Genomic DNA, 17,852 nt, shown 5'->3' on the forward strand with positions numbered 1-17,852 from the left:
CCAGCAACAAGCCGGTAAAACACGTCAGGCGGCGTCGTCGCCCACCAGAACGTCGCGCTTGCCCGCATGGTTCGCAGGCGAGATCACCCCTTCATCCTCCATCCGTTCGATGAGGGTCGCCGCTCGATTATAGCCAATCTGAAGCCGCCGCTGAACATAGGATGTCGAGGCCTTGCGGTCGCGGATAACGACCGCCACCGCTTTGTCATAGAGCGCATCGCCGGACCCGGTATTGCCGCCGAGATCCAGCCCGTCAAAGGCGCCGCCGTCATCCTCGCGCAATTCGGTGACTTCCTGAACGTAATCGGGAGCGCCCTGTTTCTTGAGGAAGCTGACGATCTTCTCGACCTCGTCATCGGAAACAAACGCGCCATGGACGCGGCGCAAGCGCCCGCCGCCGGCCATATGGAGCATGTCGCCCTGGCCGAGGAGCTGTTCGGCGCCGGGCTCGCCAAGGATCGTCCGGCTGTCGATTTTCGACGTCACCTGGAACGAGATCCGGGTCGGAAAGTTCGCCTTGATCGTGCCGGTGATGACATCGACGGACGGCCGCTGGGTCGCCATGATGAGATGGATGCCGGCGGCGCGCGCCATTTGCGCGAGGCGCTGAACCATCGCCTCGATGTCCTTGCCCGCCACCATCATCAAATCCGCCACCTCGTCGATCACGACGACGATGAACGGCATGGGCTCATATTCGAGTTCTTCGGTTTCATAGACGGGCTCGCCCGTCTCCTCGTCATAGCCGGTATGAACGGTCCGGCTCAGCAGCTCACCGTTCTCTTCCGCTTCGGCGACGCGGGTGTTGAAACCCTCAATATTCCGTACGCCAACCTTCGACATGCGCCGGTAGCGTTCTTCCATTTCGCGCACGGTCCATTTCAGCGCAACGACCGCTTTTTTCGGATCGGTGACGACCGGCGACAGCAAATGCGGAATGCCCTCATAAACGGACAGCTCCAGCATTTTCGGATCAATGAGGATGAGTTTGCACTGCTCCGGCGAGAGCCGGTAAAGCAGCGACAAGATCATCGTGTTGATCCCGACGGACTTGCCCGACCCGGTGGTGCCCGCAATCAGAAGATGCGGCATGCGCGCAAGGTCGGCGAAAGTCGGCTCGCCGCCGATCGATTTGCCGAGCGCCAGGGTCAGATCGCCGCCGGAATGTTCATAGTCTTCTGCGCCGAGCAGTTCGCGCAGGAACACCATTTCCCGGTCCTGGTTCGGCAGTTCGATGCCGATGGCGTTGCGTCCGGGGACGACTGCGACGCGGCAGGCGACCGCGCTCATGGAGCGGGCGATATCGTCCGCAAGGCCAATAACACGGGACGATTTGGTTCCTGCCGCCGGCTCCAGTTCGTATAGCGTGACCACCGGGCCCGGATGCACATTGATGATCTCGCCGCGAACGCCGAAATCGGCGAGCACGTTTTCGAGCATGCGCGCATTCTGTTCCAGCGCTTCGTCGGAGACCACCGCCCGGCGCGCACCGTTCGGCTTAGAGAGGAGATTAAGCGGCGGCAATTCGAAATCGTCGGCGGAGAAGACCGGCAGCGACGGCTGCGCCTCGCGCCGCTCACGCTTGCTTTCTTTCTTTTTGCTCTTTTTGCGGATGATCTTGCGGCGTTTGGAGCGCGCTGGCGCGGCGAGAATGGGCTCTCCATCCTCGTCATATTCCGTTTCGAGGTCGCCATCCTCGTCTTCATACTCATCCTCGTATTCGTACTCGTCTTCTTCCTCGTCGCCTTCTTCGTATTCTTCGTCATCTTCCTCGGCCGCTTCGCCCGCAAACCGCGCGCGCAAATCCTCAACCGCATCGCGCAAGGCAAGGGCGCCGTCTTCCACCGTCCACCATGCGTCGGCGAGGCGTTCGCGCGTGACCCCGCAAAGAATGGAATAGGCGACCAGCGTCGCCATCGCGAAAAGACCCGCCGTCAACGCGCGGGCGATCCCGGCGCCGAGAAAGGACAAAAGCCCGGTCACGCCATTGAACAGAACGCCGCCAATGAGACCGCCGGTTCCCACCACATAAGGCCAGTCGAGCGGCGGCAGCCAGGAGGCGAGAAACGCCGCGCCCGCCAAAATCGCGGCCGGAGCGACGGCAAGACGCCGCCAGAAATCGGAAGGGGTTTCTTCCGGCGCGCCGCGCAACAAAGCCGCGCCGCCCCAGATCGCCAGCGGCGCAACCAGCAGCACCGCCGCGCCGCCGATAAACTGCAGCAAGAGGTCCGCCGCAATGGCGCCCAGAGGCCCGCCGAGATTGCGCACCGGCGCCGGCGTCGCCGTGTTGAGGGTCGGATCTGAAATCGTGAAACTCGCCAGCGAAACCGCCAGCCAAAGCGCCAGCAGGATCATCGCGGCGCCGCCCGCGCGCATCAATGCGCCGCGCGAAAACGCCCGCAGGCGCTCAGCGAGATCAGCGAACGGATCAGGCCGGCTGCGGCCTCGGGCCGAACGGGAATAGGTGCGGGATGTAGACGACATAAGACGACTGAATCTGGCTTTGGAACGGACAGTTTGCGGACGAAAAAGCGTTAACGCGGACTTTGCCACGGCTTTTTCAAAAATGGGTTAACGGGTGTTAACGATTTGCAGCATCGCCCGGATGGATGGACTCCAGCGGCGCGGAGCGCACGCCAATGGTGTATTTCAACGCCGTCCAGATGAGGAGGCTCATCACAAAGGAAAAACCGGCGATGGCGCCCGTCCCCAGAAGCTGGCCCGGCAGCCAGATCCGCTCCGTCATCCAGAAGGCGACAATCGCCCCCCAGGCGCCGCAGAAACAATGACATGAAATGACAAACCCGGCGTCGTCGAGGCGCAGCCGGTCCAGAAAGGGCGGGGTGACGGTGACGATCACGCCGCCAATGGCGCCGATCATCGCCGCCTGCCACAGCAGCGGCGACACCGGATCGGCGGCGATCGAGACAATGCCGCCAACCGAGCCGACCATCGCCGAGACGAGACCCGTTCGCTTGTAGACCGTCTGTGTCAGGATCATCGCCGCGAGGGCACCGGCGGCCGACGCCACAAGCGCGTTCGCCGTGACGGCGCCGGCGGTGATCGCAGCTTCAACGGAACTGATCGGACCCAAAAGACCGATAATGATCAACAAAAGACCGGCGACGGTGAGCAGCGAACCAAAAGCCGACAGCGGCAGGGCGGTGGAGACTTGCGGGCGGCTGACGCCATGGCCGAAACGCCCGGAGCGCGGGCCGATTACGATAATGGCGGCAAGCGCCGCGGCGCCCGCGGATAAATGCACCGCCGCCGCCCCGCCGGCGTCGCGAAAGCTCCATTCATCGGCGAAATAACCGCCGCCCCAGACCCAGGAGGCGCTGATGGGATAGATAAGTCCCGCCCATAACGCCGTGAAAAACAGAAACGGCCAGAGCCGCACCCGCTCTGAAATCGCCGACGACACAATCACGGCACCGAGCGCGGCGAGCGTCATCTGAAAAAACCAGTGGGCGCCGGACGCGCGCCCCGTATCGGCCGGATTGTCGTCCATCAGGGACCAGCTTTGAAACGGCCCTAAAAAGCCGCCTTCTTCAATGCCGAACAGGAGATGATAGCCGACCGCCCAGAACGCAAAGACGCACACGCCAAGGGCGCCGATGGTGCGCAGACACACCTGCGGCGCGTTCTGGGTGCGCGCAAGACCAATGTCTTTCAGTGCAAGACCCGCAATCGCGATCAACGCCGCGACGCCAGCGACGATCAACAACCCGCTGTCGAGCACAAAGCGGGTCACGTCGCTGGCCGGGGACATATCCTGTGCGAACGCCGCTGAAGGAGCGAGGAAAAATGCCGGAAAAAGAAAACGGGCGTGGCGCATCATCATCCATCAAAGGTTCAAGGCCACACTCTCCTAGAAGTGTTTCCCGAAGGGTTAAAGCTCGGGATTATCTTCCCGAAGAGGTGAGCCGGTCCGCGCCATTCGCCGCAGCGGTGACCCCGTGAGTGGACGAAGGGGCCCCGACGCGCGATGTTGGCCCTCATGAGCGACACCCTCGATTTCGATATTGTCATTATTGGCGGCGGCCCCGCTGGCGGGCTCGCGAGCCTCGCCCTTGCCGCGCGCGGCTTTTCCTGCGCCCTAGTCGACGCCGCCGACCCGGGCGTCATGCGCGGCGCGGCCTTTGATGGACGCACCTCAGCGATCTCCTACGCTTCAGCGCGTGTGTTCAAGCGGCTGGGGCTGTGGGACGCCATCGCGCCTGACGCCGAAGCGATCCGCGATATACTGGTTACAGACGGGCGCGCTCGGTCATGGCTTTCGGACGGCGCCGTCTCGCCCTTCTCCCTGCATTTCGACAGCAGCGAGCTGGGCCCGGATCAGCCGCTCGGCTGGATCGTCGAGAACCGCGTCATACGCGATGTTCTGTTCGACGCCATCGACGCGTCTGACAATGTCACGCTGATGGCGCCGGCGTCACGCGCCGCAACGAAGTTCAATCCAGGCGAGGCGATTGTTGATCTCGCCGACGGGCGCCGCCTTTCCGCCGCGCTTGTCATCGCTGCCGACGGGCGCCGCTCGGCCTTGCGCGCCGAGGCCGGCATTAAAACCAATGACTGGAGTTACGGTCAGGCGGGGATCGTCGCCACGGTCGCTCATGAAAAACCTCATGACGGCGTCGCCCATGAGTTTTTCTTACCGTCGGGACCATTCGCGATCTTGCCCATGACGAACTATCGCTCGTCCCTTGTCTGGACCGAACGCGCGGAGGCGGCGCCCGCCTATATGGCGCTTGACGACGATAAATTCCGTATAGAGATTGAAAATCGTTTCGGCGAACATCTTGGCGCCGTAGCGCCCGCCGGGCCGCGCTGGTCCTACCCCCTCGCCTTCACCTTGGCGCAGTCATATGTTTCGCCGCGCCTTGCGCTGATTGGCGACGCCGCCCACGCGATCCATCCAATTGCGGGACAAGGCTACAATCTCGGCATCAAGGATATCGCCGCGCTTGCCGATGTTTTGACCGACGGCCGCGATGTGGGCCTTGATATCGGCGCACTCACCGTATTGCAGAACTATCAGAAATGGCGGCGGTTCGATTCCGCTGCGCTGGCGCTGGGCTGCGATAGCCTCGTGAGGCTGTTTTCAAACGATATCGGTCCGCTGCGCCTTGTCCGCGACATAGGCATGAGCGCCGCTGGAAAATTCAAGCCCATGCGCGAATTTTTCATGCGCCAGGCGGGGGCCGACATGGGCGCCCTGCCGAGCCTCATGGCGCGGGAGGGTTAGTCGGGCGTTGCAATTTCTGCGCGGCCATAAGGTGGGTCGAATCTATCTTTCATCGCATCTGTGACAAGACGAAAATAGCCTTCAGCAAATCTCGTATAGATGCGCGCGCCATCGTCATTTCGAGTAAATTCCACGATACCGTGATCCGTATTCGCATAGACCGCTATTGTGATCGGAAGGCCTTCCTTCTGCAGCATAGACAGTCTGTCGTAAGTGACTTTGCCCGGCGCAGCCCGGTCTTCACCGGCAAGAATCCAGACCTGCGGCATGGACAATGTTCGCAGCACAGCCAACGCATTATGGCGCCATGGAACTTCTGCATCATCAAATCCGTCGATCATTCCCAGCTCTAACTCTTCATCGCTTGCGCGCAAAATCAGTCCCGTGAATTCGCCTTCAATTTCCGCGAGCCAAGGCTTGTCTTTGTATTTCGTTTTTATGCGCTTTAGCTCATCGAAACCGTCTGAAAAATGCGATGCAACGATCTCTCCTGTTGCATCCGCCACTTCATGCGCAAGTTCAATTTCTTTGTCGTCATAACCGGCTCTGCGCATTTCGTCGAAAACCTGCTCGGCGTTTTCTTCAAGTGGAGAGAGAGCGAGACCAAATCCGATGACTAGATAGTCAGCGCCAGTTTTCTTTGCGGCAAGAGGCACCACCCATCCGCCCTGGCTGCCCCCGAAAAATCCGAACCGGCTGTAACGCCCTTTGGCCAAACGCCGCGCCTCAGTTGCAGCTGCTGCGGCGTCGGCGGCCAGCGCATGGAAATCCTGTGTGTACTCGCCTTCAGACGCGCCTGTGCCGCGTTTGTCGTAGACAAAAACGGACACTCCTTGAGCCGCGAAAAGATAAGGATAGGGAGAATATTCAACTGTCGGTGTTGATTCCGAACCGTGGACAAAAACGGCCAGAGGCGGCTTGCGGCCATCTGAGTCGTTTTCAAGCTCGATCAGTCGCCCTGAAAGCCGAAGCCCGTCGCTGGTGAACGTCACATCTGTTTGATTGAGTTTGATTTTCGCGAAACTCGAATGTTCGAAGGAAAAAAGCGCTCCATCTACACAGTCCAGTTCCGCGGCTTCGCCGCCAACAACACCGCGTCTTCCATCAGTGTAAATATATCTGGTTGCTATTACGCCATCGCTCGTTTCGCGCTCATATAGCACGAGCCTATCGACACCGCTCTTATAAGCGCCCGGCGCACAAACCTCGCCACCAATCGGGGCGGCCACGCAGGCGCTCAGGCATAACACAAGGCCAATAATTATAGCGCTCTGAATAAACTGTTGCTCACGCCGCACGAGTAGAGGCCTTTCTTCTCACCCTCTTGGCCGGCGCAGCATTCCGCACAGCGAGAGGTTTTTGCCGCAAAAGCTGTTCCGCTCTTTCAAGAAGGGCCATCAGATCAACCCCCAGCTCTTCATGGAGATCAGTGAAAGAGGCTGCAATTTTCAGGCTGACCCTTTCAGCCTTGCGTGCATCGATGGCGCCCGCCCGTGTAAAGCTCAGGATTTTTCGCCTTTCGTCTTCAGGATCTGTTTCCATTTTCACGAGGCCCGACTTTTCAAGCGGAGCCACGCGTGAAACGATCAGCTGGTGCGACCGTTCCTGACTGCGAGCAATATCGGCAATGCTTGCCGGCCCTTGTCGCAAGAGGTGCAGCATTACAGAAACTGAATGCACCGGCGTTTTAACCTCGGCCGCCTCTAAAATCTCTTTGGTTTGAGCACAGATGAGCGCGTCAAGCCGGTTCGCCATATGCGCTACAAAGCCAGGACGCAAATCAGGTGCGTATGAAAATGCCTGTTCGGAATTTTGGTCTGTTATTATCATACAAATGTTTGTACAAAAGTTTGTATTTCTAATCAAGACCTGACGGATCAGGTGTTAGGGATTTAGCCCCGGAGCACCAGCTCGCCCCTGCGAGCTTCCACGCTTTCAAGACGCGACAGGAAGCTCATGCCTAAAAGATTCACGGCGAGCTGTTCGTCCTGAAGGATAAACGCTTTTACGCCTTCGATCCTGAGACCGTCGATTTCAATCTCGTCGATGGTGACAAAGGCCGCCTTCGTCTCACCATTCGCCGTATGCACAGGATAAGTATAATCCGTGTAGGACGTATAGATGCCGGCGTTGCGGGCGTCGGAATCACGCAAGGCGACATAGCTTGCGCCGGTGTCCACAAGGAACCGCGCCGAGCGGCGATTGACATCAGCGTTCACGTAATACTGGTGGTCGGGGGACGCGGAAATGCGGACCTCATCGCCCCAAGCGCCTGAAACGCCGGAACCGGAGGGCGTCAGCGAGGCCGCGCGCACGGTCATGGATTCAAGCTCGGGAGCTTCAGCCACAGCCTCGCGCGCATCCATCACGCGCACACCAATAACAGCGGCGGCGACAATTCCGGCGGCGGCGATGATTTCCGTGCGCATGAAGGGCCCTTTCCTTGGGCCCTATTGTGGCAAAGCTTGGTTTCCCGAAGGTCTAGGGGCTTGTTCGAATTCTATTCTATCCGGTTAACCAAGACCGAGTACGTCACGCATGGAATAAAGTCCCGGCGGCTTGCCCATGGCCCAGCGCGCCGCGGCGACCGCTCCCTTGGCAAAAAGCCCGCGATCGATGGCGGAATGGGAAAGGGTGATGACTTCCTGCATCCCGGCAAAGGCGACCCGGTGATCGCCGACGATCCCGCCGCCGCGCATCACCGAAAAGCCGATATCGCCGCTTTCACGGTCGCCCGCCCGCTCGCCTGAGGCGATTTTGTCGTCGAGCTCGACCCCGCGGCCCGAAGCAGCGGCGCGGCCCAGCATTAGGGCCGTCCCCGACGGCGCATCGACCTTAGCCCTATGATGCGCCTCGAAGATTTCGATGTCGTAATCATCGTTCAGCGCCTTGGCGGCCGCCTCCACAAGGGCGGTCAGGACGTTCACCCCGACGCTCATATTGCCGGATTTGACGATGGGGATGGTTTTGGCGGCCTCGGCGATAGCGGCCTCGTCATCCGCCGAAAACCCCGTGGTCCCGATGATGTGGGCGACGCCTTTTTCCGCCGCAGCCCGGGCGTTGCCGACCGTCGCTGCGGGGATCGTAAAATCGATCAGGGCGCCTGCGCGGACAAGGCCCTTCTCCGCCGTATCCTCCACCGCGAGGCCCAGCGCATCGAGCCCGGCGAGAACGCCAATATCCTTACCGATATCGGGCCCGCCCCGGCGTTCGAACCCGCCTGCGAGCGCCGCGCCCGGCGTTTTCAGTATTTCAGCGACCACCGCGCGGCCCATGCGGCCCCCGGCGCCGGCGACAAGAATGGATGTTTTGGCCATGGATCACTTCACTCGAAATCTTCGCGCAATGGCCTAGCGCAACGGAGCAAAAGCGCAACCCGGTCAGCGCGCCATCAAATCGGTTACATTGCGCGCAGCAAAATCTCCGCGGTCTCAATCGGCGCCTCAAGCATGGTCATATGACTGCACCCAATTGTTTCCTTGCGCCATGACGGATCGTCTTTGACCTTTTCATAGAAGGGTTTGAAGATATCTCCGACCGCCGCCAGCACATATGTCTTGGTTGCAACCCGGTCGCGCGCGCCGTTGAGCGTCAGCGCTTCCTCAAAGCAGGCGCGCGGATGGGGCGTGCCGCCCTTTTCCAGAACAGCGCGCAATTCAAGATTGTCTCCGGCGAAAAACAACGGCGGCGGCACAGGATCATGATCGCCGGCGACATCTTTGAAATTAAGGGCGATGGAAGAAAGGCTCTGTCCGTTCTCGGGCAGGAACGCGTCGAGATAGACGATGGAGCGGATCGTTCCTTCCGGCACCTGTTCAGCGACACCTGAAATCACCATGCCGCCATAGGAATGGCCGACCAGAACAATATCCGTCAGCTCCTCCCATTTGATGAGATTGACGATGTCCTGAATATGGGTTGTCAGATTGACGCCATTGCCTGCGAGATGTTCGCGCGGACCAAGCCCGGTCAAGGTCGGCGCGAAAACCCGGTGACCTTCAGCGCGCAAGCGATCAGTGACATCACGCCATAACCAGTCGCCGCCCCACCAGGCGCCGTGCACAAGGATAAATGTGGTTGATCGCATCGCCATTGCTCTCCCCGCGTTGGTGATTAGTCTTCTACTTAACAACTATAAGGAGAAAAAAGAAAAATAAAGAATAGATTTTCCGTCATGGCGCACGGAAAAATGGGGGTAGTTGCACTATCCCGTATTTCATCAACCCATCTAGTCGCCGCAGAAAAGCGAAGCCCGCACACCGCAATTAGCGGGGTGACGGCGTTCCGTAACGATGGGTGAAATATCTGGCAATGTCGCGGGCGTTGTCGACAAAACGCAACCCATTCGCTGTTTGAACCTTTGCGGCCGAACCAGCGTCGACATCTTCGGCGAGAACTAGTGTCGGACAATTCCAGTCGCCGTCGCCGAGAAGCTCCACAAGACCGGGGCGCGGATGGCCAAGCGGCTGATAGCGAATATCGAGCGCTTCCTTGATCGCCGGAAAATAATGGAGAACGCCCCAGACCTCAGCGCATTCCGGGCAGAACTCGCGGCGGCCCATATCCTCAAAACCCGGCGCCAGCAGAAAGAGAATGTCCCGGGTCATCAAATCCGCCTAAAGATCGAGATGAAAAAACTGGTTGAAATCGCTGGTGTCATAGTCGGCAAAGACCTCGCCATTTTCAAAACCGCGCTTTTTGTAAAGCGCGATCGCGGGAACGAAACTCGGCGTTGAGCCGGTCTCAAGACTGAGGCGCTTGTAACCGCGCTCACGCGCCATCTTGATAATATGGTCGAGCATAACCGCGCCAACACCCTTGCCCAAATGGTTGGGATGAGTGCGCATGGATTTGATTTCGCCTTGCGTGGGCGACAGCTCCTTCATCGCGCCAAACCCGAGAAGTTCGTCGCCGTCCCACACCGACCAGAAACTGATCCCGGGCGCTTTCAGCCCGTCCACATCAAGCACATAGGCCATGCCCGGGGGTGAGTTCTCGTGCATCTGCTCAAAATGATAAGCGAGAAGATCGCGCACCGCCTTGCGGGAAAGGTCGTCTTCAAGGATCTGCATCGTCTGGTGATCTACTCTTTGCCGAAGACCTGCTCACGGGCGGCCTTGGGCATGCCCTTGCCGGCCATCATATCGCGGCCCATATCCGATTCCAGCATGGCGATCATGCCCTGCAATTCTTCTTTCGAATTGACGCGGGGGAATTCGGCCTCGGGAACATCAACGCCCAGAAACGCGCATAAAGGCGCCCATCCCTGTTTGGCCTCAAAGACCAGAAGACGGTCCGGCCCGAAGGCGGCTTTGACGGCGGCGGTGTGATCGTTGAAGACGCGGATCAGCGTGTCATGGTCATGAATATTTCCGTCAAACAGGGCGTCGATTGTGTTGCGAAGCATGGCGCGCCATGGCGTGCCCTCCAACATCGCCATCATCTTCCGGCTGAGGATGGTTTCCTGCGTCGAGTCAAACCAGCGCTCGGCATCGCGCAGGGAGAGGATGATTTTTGCGTCGGGATAATACTCGGCAAGCTCGCGCCAATAGATTGAGGCGGGAAAATCCGTCGTCGAGGCGTAGCCCTTGAAGATTTCGTCCCAGTCGGGCGAGCCCCCGGCGGCGGCGTTCCACAGATCCATATGGCCGCCATTGGAGAGCACTTCGCTCATATGATAGCAGGGACCAAAGCCCAGCTGCTCCAGCGCGAGCTTCAACGACGCCGTGCCTGTCCGGCCGAAGCCCGCCCCGATTACCTTTAGCGCCATAGTCCCCTCCTGATTTGCGCGGCGACGCTACTGCGCCCGCGGCGAATTTGCAAAGCGCGCGAATAATTCACATTCAATATTGCGCAAGCCCGAAGCCGTTCTATTGTCCGGCGCGCATGCGGTCGGTTCCTTCCTTTTCCATCTTTCGCCACCAGGGCTATCGCCATTACTGGATCGCGCGGCAGCTGATCAGCGCCGAACGCCAGATGGTCGCGATCGCCATTGGCTGGCAGATTTATGATCTGGCGCGCCTCACCCGCTCCATCGAGGAATCCGCCTTCATGCTCGGCCTTGTGGGGCTGACGCAGTTTGTGCCGGTGCTGGCCCTGTCGCTGCCCGGCGGGCAGGCGGCGGACCGTTTCGATCGGAAAAAAATTCTCGTTTACTCGAACGCCATCCGGTTTTTCGTCATCATGATGCTTCTGGGGGCGAGCTTTACCAAGCCGTCGCTGGCGATCCCGCTGATCTTTCTCGCCGCCTTTTGCAATGGCGCCGTGAGCGCATTCACGCCCGCCGCCTCCAACTCGCTCTATCCGCGCCTGGTGCCGCGGGACGAGTTGCCGCTCGCCATCGCCTGGAATTCGCTGGGCATGCAGGGCGCGGCGATGCTCGGCCCCGCCGTGGGCGGCTTTCTGTTCATCGCCGGCGCGCATGTGGTCTACGCCTTCGCCGGCGGCCTGACCGCGCTTGCCGTCGTGATGTTCGCCACCGCCGAAACCCCGGCGCATGAGCCGGTGGAAAATGTGCGCGGCTGGTCGATGATCATCGAGGGGCTTCGCTATGTGTTCGACAACAAGCTCGTCCTCGGCTCGATCACGCTGGATCTCGTGGTGGTCTTTTTCGGCAGCGTCACCGCCCTTCTGCCGGTCTTCGCCCGGGACATCCTGATGGTCGGCGCCGAAGGGCTCGGGCTCCTGCGCGCCTCGCCGGCTATCGGCGCCGCCATTGTCGCCTTCATCCTCGCCGCCAATCCCCTGTCTCGCAAAGTCGGGCCATGGCTGCTCGGCTCGATCGTGATTTACGGCCTCGCCATGTTCGGCTTCGCCTTCTCGAAAACCTTCTGGCTGTCCATGGTGATGCTCGCGATCACCGGCGCGGCCGACATGGTGTCCATGTTCATCCGCATGTCCATCGTCCAGCACGCAACCCCTGACGGCATGAGAGGCCGGGTCTCCTCCGTCTCGTTTATCTTTATCTCAGCCTCGAACCAGCTCGGCGATTTTGAAAGCGGCGTCGCGGCGCGGTTCCTGGGGCCGATCAACGCGGTGATTTTGGGCGGCGTCGTCTCCCTGGTCGCGGCGGCCTCATGGCTGAAGCTGTTTCCGACCTTGTCAAAAGCGGACCGGTTTGAGGAAGTGGATGCCGATATAATCGCAAGCGGAAGAACGGCCCCAACGCCCTAATCAGCCGCCGCCAGCTTCTCAAGTTTCCAGGTCAACCGATAGGTGACGAGATAAGCGTCATGATCTGACAGTACGCGGCCGTTGACCGGTTCATGAAACATCTTTTCGGCTCTGACCGGGCGCACCTCGATGTCCGAGCCGCTCACAAAGCCCTGAAGGTCCTGGGTCTCAAGCCATGGCGCCGCGCCGCCCTCAACCGCGTTGCTTGCATCGCAGCCTGCCGCCGCATCGAAACAATGCTGGCGCACAAAAACCCCCGGCAGGGTTTGCGCATTATGGCCGAACCGGTCCTTCGAATGGCGGGTGTTGAAATCGCCCGCATAGATGAACGGCCAGCGCGGATTAAGACCGCGCGCCACGAGATCGCCCAGCTCATCCACCTGCTGGCGATGGGCGGCGCGTGAGCGTTCCTCGGAAACGCCGGAACTGTGGTTGGAGTTCAAATGCGTCGTCAGGATTTGCACGGGCGCCGGCGCGCCGGGAATCTGGATGGAGGCGATCATGGCGCCCTTATTGGCGAGGCAATCATAACCGGCGCAGCTTGTCGCCCGGAACGGCGTCATCGACGCGTCGACCACCGGATAATCGCTCAAGATATAAAGCCCGGACGGCATCAGCTTGCCGGAGCGTTCGCCCTTTTCAAATCGCCGCGCGCGGATAAACGCGTCGCTGATCTGCGGCGCGCCTGTTACGCTCCGGTCTGACGCTGCCGGTCCCCGGACCCGGTTCGGATAGGCTGCGCCGATGCGCGCCGCAGCCGGCGTGAACGCCTCTTGCAGGACAACAATGTCTGGCGCACGGCCCGACGCGTGGAGCGTTTCGATTTCATGTTTGATATCCTTCAGGGCCGCTTCGCGCCCTTTTTTGATGGGCCAGGGAAGCCCGGCCACATTGTAGGTCATGACCGAAAGCTCGGCGCTCGCGGTCCCGCGCATGGGGTCGATCTGAAGCTTTGGGATTTTGGCGATGTTTTGCGGCGGCGGCGCATCAGCGTAAGACGACGTCGCGGAAAGCGCAGCGTGTGCGCAAAAAAGCAGCGCATTAAGAGCCAGAAAAGGCGCGCGAAAGAATTTTCCGACCTTCATAAACGCAAGACCGAGCCACCTTGATGGCCGCGCTTATGACTGATCCGTGTGACAGTATTTTAAGACGTAGACGGAGTTTTTGTGACAGTTGGGGGACGGTGCTCCAACGAACACACTACGACCTGCAGCTAGTTGTCAGAAGCGAAATCCAGAACCAAAACCCCGCCTGCACATGTTGTAGACAGCGTCACAGCTGTCCATACAAAATATTTCCATTACGGGATCATTTGGATATTTCAGTCCGCACGATACATAGCAATCTGCGCGCTGCTCGTCACAATTCGTGTCATTGACGCCAAAACCGCCGCCCATGCCCCCCAGTGCAGCCCGCCGCATCGCCCGCATTTCAGGACCGCAGCCGTTCGTTTTGCAACCACAACCCGATTCAGGTTTTTGAGAGGCGCCGATCATTGATCCGCAGTGCTTACATTTGATTGCTTCGGGGTGAACATCTTCTTTGCAATACGGACATTCGCCACCATGCGATGGCCCAGACGATTTCAAGCCGGAGCCACAATGTTTGCATTTTACTGCTCCTACCTTGATGGTTTCCTTACAAAACGGACAAGTCTTTATCTGCTTATCGTCATCAGCCATATTAAATCTCCCAATAAAACAAGTATAGTTTTAGCCGATACGGCTATTTTACCTTACCCAACTGGGGCTGCTCCGTCTGAAAACGGTTTCTTTTCAAACAGCTGACCGGCACACGGTCGCAAGCGCCACGTGCATAATCGTGTTATGCGGCACAAAACTTGGCGCAACCGAGGGTAGAAGAAAATTGGGCGATCATGCAATAGCATCGAATTATCGGAATAGAGCGAAGCATTGATAGATTTATGCGTTGCCGCTCGCTACTCGATCTGCCTGCTACCGACCGTCGGTGACGTTGTCCCAGAAATTTTTCGCGCGTTCGAAGAAGCCTTTATGCTGCGGGCAGGAGGCTTCGCCGCCGCCGGCCTCGCAGAACTGGCGCAAGAGCTCTTTCTGTTCGGCGTTGAGATTGGTCGGCGTTTCGGCCTGAATCTCCACATAGAGATCGCCGCGCCGGCGCACATCGCCCCGGCCGGAACTGTCGAGCTGGGTCATGCCCTTGCCGCGCACGCGGAAGCGCTTGCCGGTCTGCGACCCTTCAGGCACAGAGATTTTAACGCGCCCGCCGTCAATGGTCGGCGTTTCGAAATCGCCGCCAAGCGCCGCCGTGGTCATGGGGATCGGCATGACGCAGAAAAGATCGGGCCCATCGCGCTCAAACAGATCATTGTCGGCGACATGCACGAAAATATAGAGATCGCCCTCGGGTCCGCCGCGCGGGCCAGCCTCGCCCTCGCCTGACAAACGAATGCGCGTGCCGTTTTCAATACCCGCAGGGATGTCGACGGACAAGGTCCGCTCGCGCCGGACCCGGCCCTGGCCGCCGCAATCCGTACACGGATCGGCGATCACCCGGCCTTCTCCATTACAATGAGGGCAGGACCGCTCAATGGTGAAAAAACCCTGCTGAACGCGCACGCGGCCAACGCCCTTGCAGGTGCCGCATTCGGTCGGACCGGAACCAGGTTTGGCTCCGGAACCTTCACAGCTCTCACAGGAGACCGAGCCCGGCACCTTGATTTCGGTTTTCTTGCCGCGAAAAGCCTCTTCGAGGCTGATTTCAAGGTTGTATTTCAGATCGGCGCCGCGACCGGGGCCGGTGCGCCGCCCGCCGCGCTGGCCGCCCATGAACTCGCCGAAAATCTCGTCGAAAATATCGGAAAAACCGCCCGCGCCAGCGCCCATACCGGCACCGCGCGCAAAACCGCCGCCCATGCCGCCGGGACCGCCATTTTGAAAGGCAGCATGGCCGAAGCGGTCATAGGCTGCGCGCTTTTGATCATCGGAAAGAATTTCGTAGGCCTCGCCAAGCTCTTTGAACTTTTGCTCAGCGGTCGGATCATCCTTGTTGCGGTCAGGATGATATTGCATGGCGCGTTTGCGGAAAGCGGATTTGATCGCCGCGCTGTCTGCGCCACGCTCGATCCCTAGAACTTCATAATAACAAGCTTGCGCCATAACACTTCACGCGCCCGGATGTTCGGGTTTTCTGATCGCCGCCCCACTCAACCGATCCGGCCTCCCCCTGAGGCTGACATGGACCGGGAAGAAAAAAGGGGCCGCACTGATCGCACGGCCCCCTTGTCATTTTTTAGTCTTTCTTGTCGCCGTCGACTTCTTCGAAATCGGCGTCGACGATGTCGTCGTCGCCGCTTTCTTCACGGGCGGCGTCCGCAGCCGCTGCCTGCGCGCCCGCATCGGCTTCGTCGCCTGCGCCAGCTTTATACATGGCCTCGCCAAGCTTCATGGTCGCTTGCGCAAGGGCGCCGGCGGCGCTGTTGATTTCCTCAAGGTCGGCGTTTTCGGCCTCGAGTTTTTCTTTCAACGTCGCAAGCGCTTCGTCGATCACCTTGCGGTCGTCGCCTTCGAGCTTGTCGCCATATTCCTCGAGATTTTTCTCGGTGGAATGGACCAGCGCTTCGGCGCGATTTTTGGCTTCGACGCCTTCGCGGCGCGCCTTGTCGGCGTCGGCGTTGGCTTCCGCGTCCTTGACCATCTGCTCGATATCGTCATCGGACAAGCCGCCGCTCGCCTGAATGCGGATCGACTGCTCTTTGTTGGTCGCCTTGTCCTTCGCGGAGACGTGGACGATGCCGTTGGCGTCGATATCGAAGGTGACTTCCACCTGCGGCACGCCGCGCGGCGCCGGGGGGATGCCCACAAGATCGAACTGGCCGAGCATCTTGTTGTCGGCCGCCATTTCCCGCTCGCCCTGGAAGACGCGGATCGTCACCGCCGACTGATTGTCTTCAGCCGTGGAGAAGGTTTGCGACTTCTTGGTCGGGATCGTCGTATTGCGGTCGATAAGGCGGGTGAAAACGCCGCCGAGCGTTTCGATGCCGAGCGACAGCGGGGTCACGTCAAGCAGGAGAACGTCTTTAACGTCGCCTTGCAGAACGCCCGCCTGGATCGCCGCGCCAAGAGCCACAACTTCGTCCGGGTTCACGCCCTTATGGGGGTCCTTGCCGAAGAAGGCTTTCACCGTCTCCTGCACTTTCGGCATGCGGGTCATGCCGCCCACAAGGATGACTTCGTCAATATCGCCGGGGGTGACGCCGGCGTCTTTGAGCGCCGCTTTACACGGATCGACCGTGCGCTTGATGAGGTCTTCAACAAGGCTTTCAAGCTTGGCGCGCGAAAGCTTCATCGTCAGGTGCTTCGGCCCGGAGGCGTCTGCGGTGATGAAGGGCAGGTTCACTTCATAAGAAGAGGTCGAGGAAAGCTCTTTCTTGGCTTTCTCCGCTTCTTCTTTCAGGCGCTGCAACGCAAGCTTGTCCTTGCGCAGATCAATGCCCTGATCTTTTTTGAATTCGCTGGCGAGATAGTCGACGATGCGAAGGTCGAAATCTTCACCGCCGAGGAAGGTGTCGCCATTGGTCGACAGAACTTCAAACACGCCGTCGCCGATTTCGAGGATCGAGACGTCGAAGGTGCCGCCGCCGAGGTCGTAAACCGCGATTTTCTGGCCGCCGGTTTTCTTGTCGAGACCATAAGCGAGCGCGGCCGCCGTCGGCTCGTTGATGATCCGCAGGACTTCGAGACCGGCGATCTTGCCGGCGTCTTTGGTGGCCTGACGCTGAGCGTCGTTAAAATAGGCGGGAACGGTGATCACGGCCTGATCCACATCCTGGCCGAGATAGGCTTCCGCGGTCTCTTTCATTTTCTGAAGGATGAAGGCCGAGATCTGCGACGGGGCGTATTTCTCGCCGCGCGAATTGACCCATGCGTCGCCATTATCACCCTTGATGATTTCATAGGGGACCATGCCCTTGTCCTTGGCGACCGTCGGATCCGTAAACGGACGCCCGATCAGGCGTTTGATCGCAAAGAACGTGTTTTCGGGGTTGGTGACCGCCTGGCGGCGGGCGGGCTGGCCGATCAGGCGCTCGCCATCTTCGGTGAAGGCCACAACCGACGGGGTCGTGCGCGCGCCTTCGGCGTTTTCGATGACCTTCGGCTCTTTGCCTTCCATGACGGCGACACAGGAGTTCGTCGTCCCGAGGTCAATGCCAATAACTTTACCCATTCTTGTATTCTCCATTCGCAGCGAGCGGTCCCATTATTTCCGGCCTTCATATCGGCCCTTATGGCGCCGCAAAGCGCCGGAAGTGGACACGCCCCTAGGGGTGACAGTTGATGGATGCGGGGGAAAAGGCCGAAAACAGCCCAAACCCCCGCGTTCGGGCGGGATATAAGTAGGGTGTTTCGGCGCCGCAACCCGGTGAAAGCCCTTAGAGGGCAAAAAATCCCGG

The 17,852-nt window shown here is 59.7% G+C and carries 16 protein-coding genes; 2 read left to right on the forward strand and 14 right to left on the reverse strand.

Annotated elements, in window-relative coordinates; genetic code table 11:
* Positions 1–24: 24 nt before the first annotated feature.
* On the reverse strand, positions 25–2,484 hold the full coding sequence (locus tag ACFOOP_RS04645; protein ID WP_379879696.1) for a DNA translocase FtsK: 2,460 nt from the start codon (positions 2,482–2,484) through the stop codon (positions 25–27).
* Positions 2,485–2,581: 97 nt separating this feature from the next.
* Entirely contained in the window at positions 2,582–3,772 is a 1,191-nt protein-coding gene (locus tag ACFOOP_RS04650) for an ammonium transporter family protein (protein ID WP_379879697.1), read from the reverse strand.
* Between the two features lie 216 nt (positions 3,773–3,988).
* On the opposite strand from ACFOOP_RS04650, the gene ACFOOP_RS04655 reads away from it, so the two are divergent.
* Positions 3,989–5,248: a UbiH/UbiF/VisC/COQ6 family ubiquinone biosynthesis hydroxylase gene (locus tag ACFOOP_RS04655; RefSeq protein ID WP_379879698.1), complete on the forward strand. Its 1,260-nt coding sequence runs from the start codon at positions 3,989–3,991 to the stop codon at positions 5,246–5,248.
* On the opposite strand, the gene ACFOOP_RS04660 is transcribed toward ACFOOP_RS04655, so the two are convergent.
* The 8 genes from ACFOOP_RS04660 to ACFOOP_RS04695 all read right to left on the reverse strand — a co-directional run bounded on the left by ACFOOP_RS04660 (position 5,245) and on the right by ACFOOP_RS04695 (position 11,018).
* The gene (locus ACFOOP_RS04660) at positions 5,245–6,477 is read right to left on the reverse strand and encodes an alpha/beta fold hydrolase (RefSeq protein ID WP_379879699.1); all 1,233 of its coding nucleotides are present in this window, start codon (positions 6,475–6,477) and stop codon (positions 5,245–5,247) included. The two genes, ACFOOP_RS04655 and ACFOOP_RS04660, sit on opposite strands and share 4 nt — an antisense overlap.
* Before the next feature lie 58 nt (positions 6,478–6,535).
* Complete coding sequence (locus ACFOOP_RS04665; protein ID WP_379879700.1) at positions 6,536–7,114, reverse strand: MarR family winged helix-turn-helix transcriptional regulator; 579 nt, start codon at positions 7,112–7,114, stop codon at positions 6,536–6,538.
* Between the two features lie 26 nt (positions 7,115–7,140).
* Entirely contained in the window at positions 7,141–7,677 is a 537-nt protein-coding gene (locus ACFOOP_RS04670) for a retropepsin-like aspartic protease family protein (RefSeq protein WP_379879701.1), read from the reverse strand.
* An 84-nt stretch (positions 7,678–7,761) separates the two neighbouring features.
* Positions 7,762–8,565 carry a 4-hydroxy-tetrahydrodipicolinate reductase gene (gene dapB, locus ACFOOP_RS04675; RefSeq protein WP_379879702.1) on the reverse strand — a complete coding sequence of 268 codons (804 nt, stop codon included), beginning with the start codon at positions 8,563–8,565 and terminating at the stop codon, positions 7,762–7,764.
* Positions 8,566–8,648: 83 nt separating this feature from the next.
* Complete coding sequence (locus tag ACFOOP_RS04680; RefSeq protein WP_379879703.1) at positions 8,649–9,341, reverse strand: alpha/beta fold hydrolase; 693 nt, start codon at positions 9,339–9,341, stop codon at positions 8,649–8,651.
* A gap of 172 nt (positions 9,342–9,513) precedes the next feature.
* Entirely contained in the window at positions 9,514–9,855 is a 342-nt protein-coding gene (locus ACFOOP_RS04685; protein WP_379879704.1) for a DUF3088 family protein, read from the reverse strand.
* Positions 9,856–9,864: 9 nt separating this feature from the next.
* On the reverse strand, positions 9,865–10,320 hold the full coding sequence (locus ACFOOP_RS04690) for a GNAT family N-acetyltransferase (protein WP_379879705.1): 456 nt from the start codon (positions 10,318–10,320) through the stop codon (positions 9,865–9,867).
* 11 nt (positions 10,321–10,331) lie between these two features.
* Positions 10,332–11,018 (reverse strand): sulfotransferase family protein, encoded by a 687-nt coding sequence (locus tag ACFOOP_RS04695; RefSeq protein WP_379879706.1) that lies wholly within the window; start codon positions 11,016–11,018, stop codon positions 10,332–10,334.
* A gap of 116 nt (positions 11,019–11,134) precedes the next feature.
* Between ACFOOP_RS04695 and ACFOOP_RS04700 the strand changes: the two genes are divergently transcribed.
* Positions 11,135–12,421: an MFS transporter gene (locus tag ACFOOP_RS04700; RefSeq protein WP_379879707.1), complete on the forward strand. Its 1,287-nt coding sequence runs from the start codon at positions 11,135–11,137 to the stop codon at positions 12,419–12,421.
* On the opposite strand, the gene ACFOOP_RS04705 is transcribed toward ACFOOP_RS04700, so the two are convergent.
* The 4 genes from ACFOOP_RS04705 to dnaK all read right to left on the reverse strand — a co-directional run bounded on the left by ACFOOP_RS04705 (position 12,418) and on the right by dnaK (position 17,626).
* Positions 12,418–13,506, reverse strand: a complete 1,089-nt coding sequence (locus ACFOOP_RS04705) for an endonuclease/exonuclease/phosphatase family protein (protein ID WP_379879708.1) — start codon at positions 13,504–13,506, stop codon at positions 12,418–12,420. The genes ACFOOP_RS04700 and ACFOOP_RS04705 overlap by 4 nt on opposite strands.
* A 135-nt stretch (positions 13,507–13,641) precedes the next feature.
* A complete protein-coding gene (locus ACFOOP_RS04710; protein WP_379879709.1) occupies positions 13,642–14,103 on the reverse strand; it encodes a double zinc ribbon domain-containing protein in 462 nt (153 codons plus the stop codon).
* 273 nt (positions 14,104–14,376) lie between these two features.
* Positions 14,377–15,558, reverse strand: coding sequence for a molecular chaperone DnaJ (gene dnaJ, locus ACFOOP_RS04715; RefSeq protein ID WP_379879710.1), 1,182 nt, complete (start codon positions 15,556–15,558; stop codon positions 14,377–14,379).
* 133 nt (positions 15,559–15,691) lie between these two features.
* Positions 15,692–17,626, reverse strand: coding sequence for a molecular chaperone DnaK (gene dnaK / locus ACFOOP_RS04720; RefSeq protein WP_379879711.1), 1,935 nt, complete (start codon positions 17,624–17,626; stop codon positions 15,692–15,694).
* Positions 17,627–17,852 lie beyond the last annotated feature (226 nt).

Source organism: Hyphococcus aureus (assembly GCF_042643165.1).
Lineage (GTDB): Bacteria > Pseudomonadota > Alphaproteobacteria > Caulobacterales > Parvularculaceae > Hyphococcus > Hyphococcus aureus.

Excerpts from the sequence above, each read along its gene's own strand:
- ACFOOP_RS04645 (WP_379879696.1), bottom strand. The coding sequence starts at position 2,484 with ATGTCGTCTACATCCCGCACCTATTCCCGTTCGGCCCGAGGCCGCAGC.
- ACFOOP_RS04650 (WP_379879697.1), bottom strand. The coding sequence starts at position 3,772 with ATGTCCCCGGCCAGCGACGTGACCCGCTTTGTGCTCGACAGCGGGTTG.
- ACFOOP_RS04655 (WP_379879698.1), top strand. The coding sequence starts at position 3,989 with ATGTTGGCCCTCATGAGCGACACCCTCGATTTCGATATTGTCATTATT.
- ACFOOP_RS04670 (WP_379879701.1), bottom strand. The coding sequence starts at position 7,677 with ATGCGCACGGAAATCATCGCCGCCGCCGGAATTGTCGCCGCCGCTGTT.
- dapB (WP_379879702.1), bottom strand. The coding sequence starts at position 8,565 with ATGGCCAAAACATCCATTCTTGTCGCCGGCGCCGGGGGCCGCATGGGC.
- ACFOOP_RS04680 (WP_379879703.1), bottom strand. The coding sequence starts at position 9,341 with ATGGCGATGCGATCAACCACATTTATCCTTGTGCACGGCGCCTGGTGG.
- ACFOOP_RS04685 (WP_379879704.1), bottom strand. The coding sequence starts at position 9,855 with ATGACCCGGGACATTCTCTTTCTGCTGGCGCCGGGTTTTGAGGATATG.
- ACFOOP_RS04690 (WP_379879705.1), bottom strand. The coding sequence starts at position 10,320 with ATGCAGATCCTTGAAGACGACCTTTCCCGCAAGGCGGTGCGCGATCTT.
- ACFOOP_RS04695 (WP_379879706.1), bottom strand. The coding sequence starts at position 11,018 with ATGGCGCTAAAGGTAATCGGGGCGGGCTTCGGCCGGACAGGCACGGCG.
- ACFOOP_RS04700 (WP_379879707.1), top strand. The coding sequence starts at position 11,135 with ATGCGGTCGGTTCCTTCCTTTTCCATCTTTCGCCACCAGGGCTATCGC.
- ACFOOP_RS04705 (WP_379879708.1), bottom strand. The coding sequence starts at position 13,506 with ATGAAGGTCGGAAAATTCTTTCGCGCGCCTTTTCTGGCTCTTAATGCG.
- ACFOOP_RS04710 (WP_379879709.1), bottom strand. The coding sequence starts at position 14,103 with ATGGCTGATGACGATAAGCAGATAAAGACTTGTCCGTTTTGTAAGGAA.
- dnaJ (WP_379879710.1), bottom strand. The coding sequence starts at position 15,558 with ATGGCGCAAGCTTGTTATTATGAAGTTCTAGGGATCGAGCGTGGCGCA.
- dnaK (WP_379879711.1), bottom strand. The coding sequence starts at position 17,626 with ATGGGTAAAGTTATTGGCATTGACCTCGGGACGACGAACTCCTGTGTC.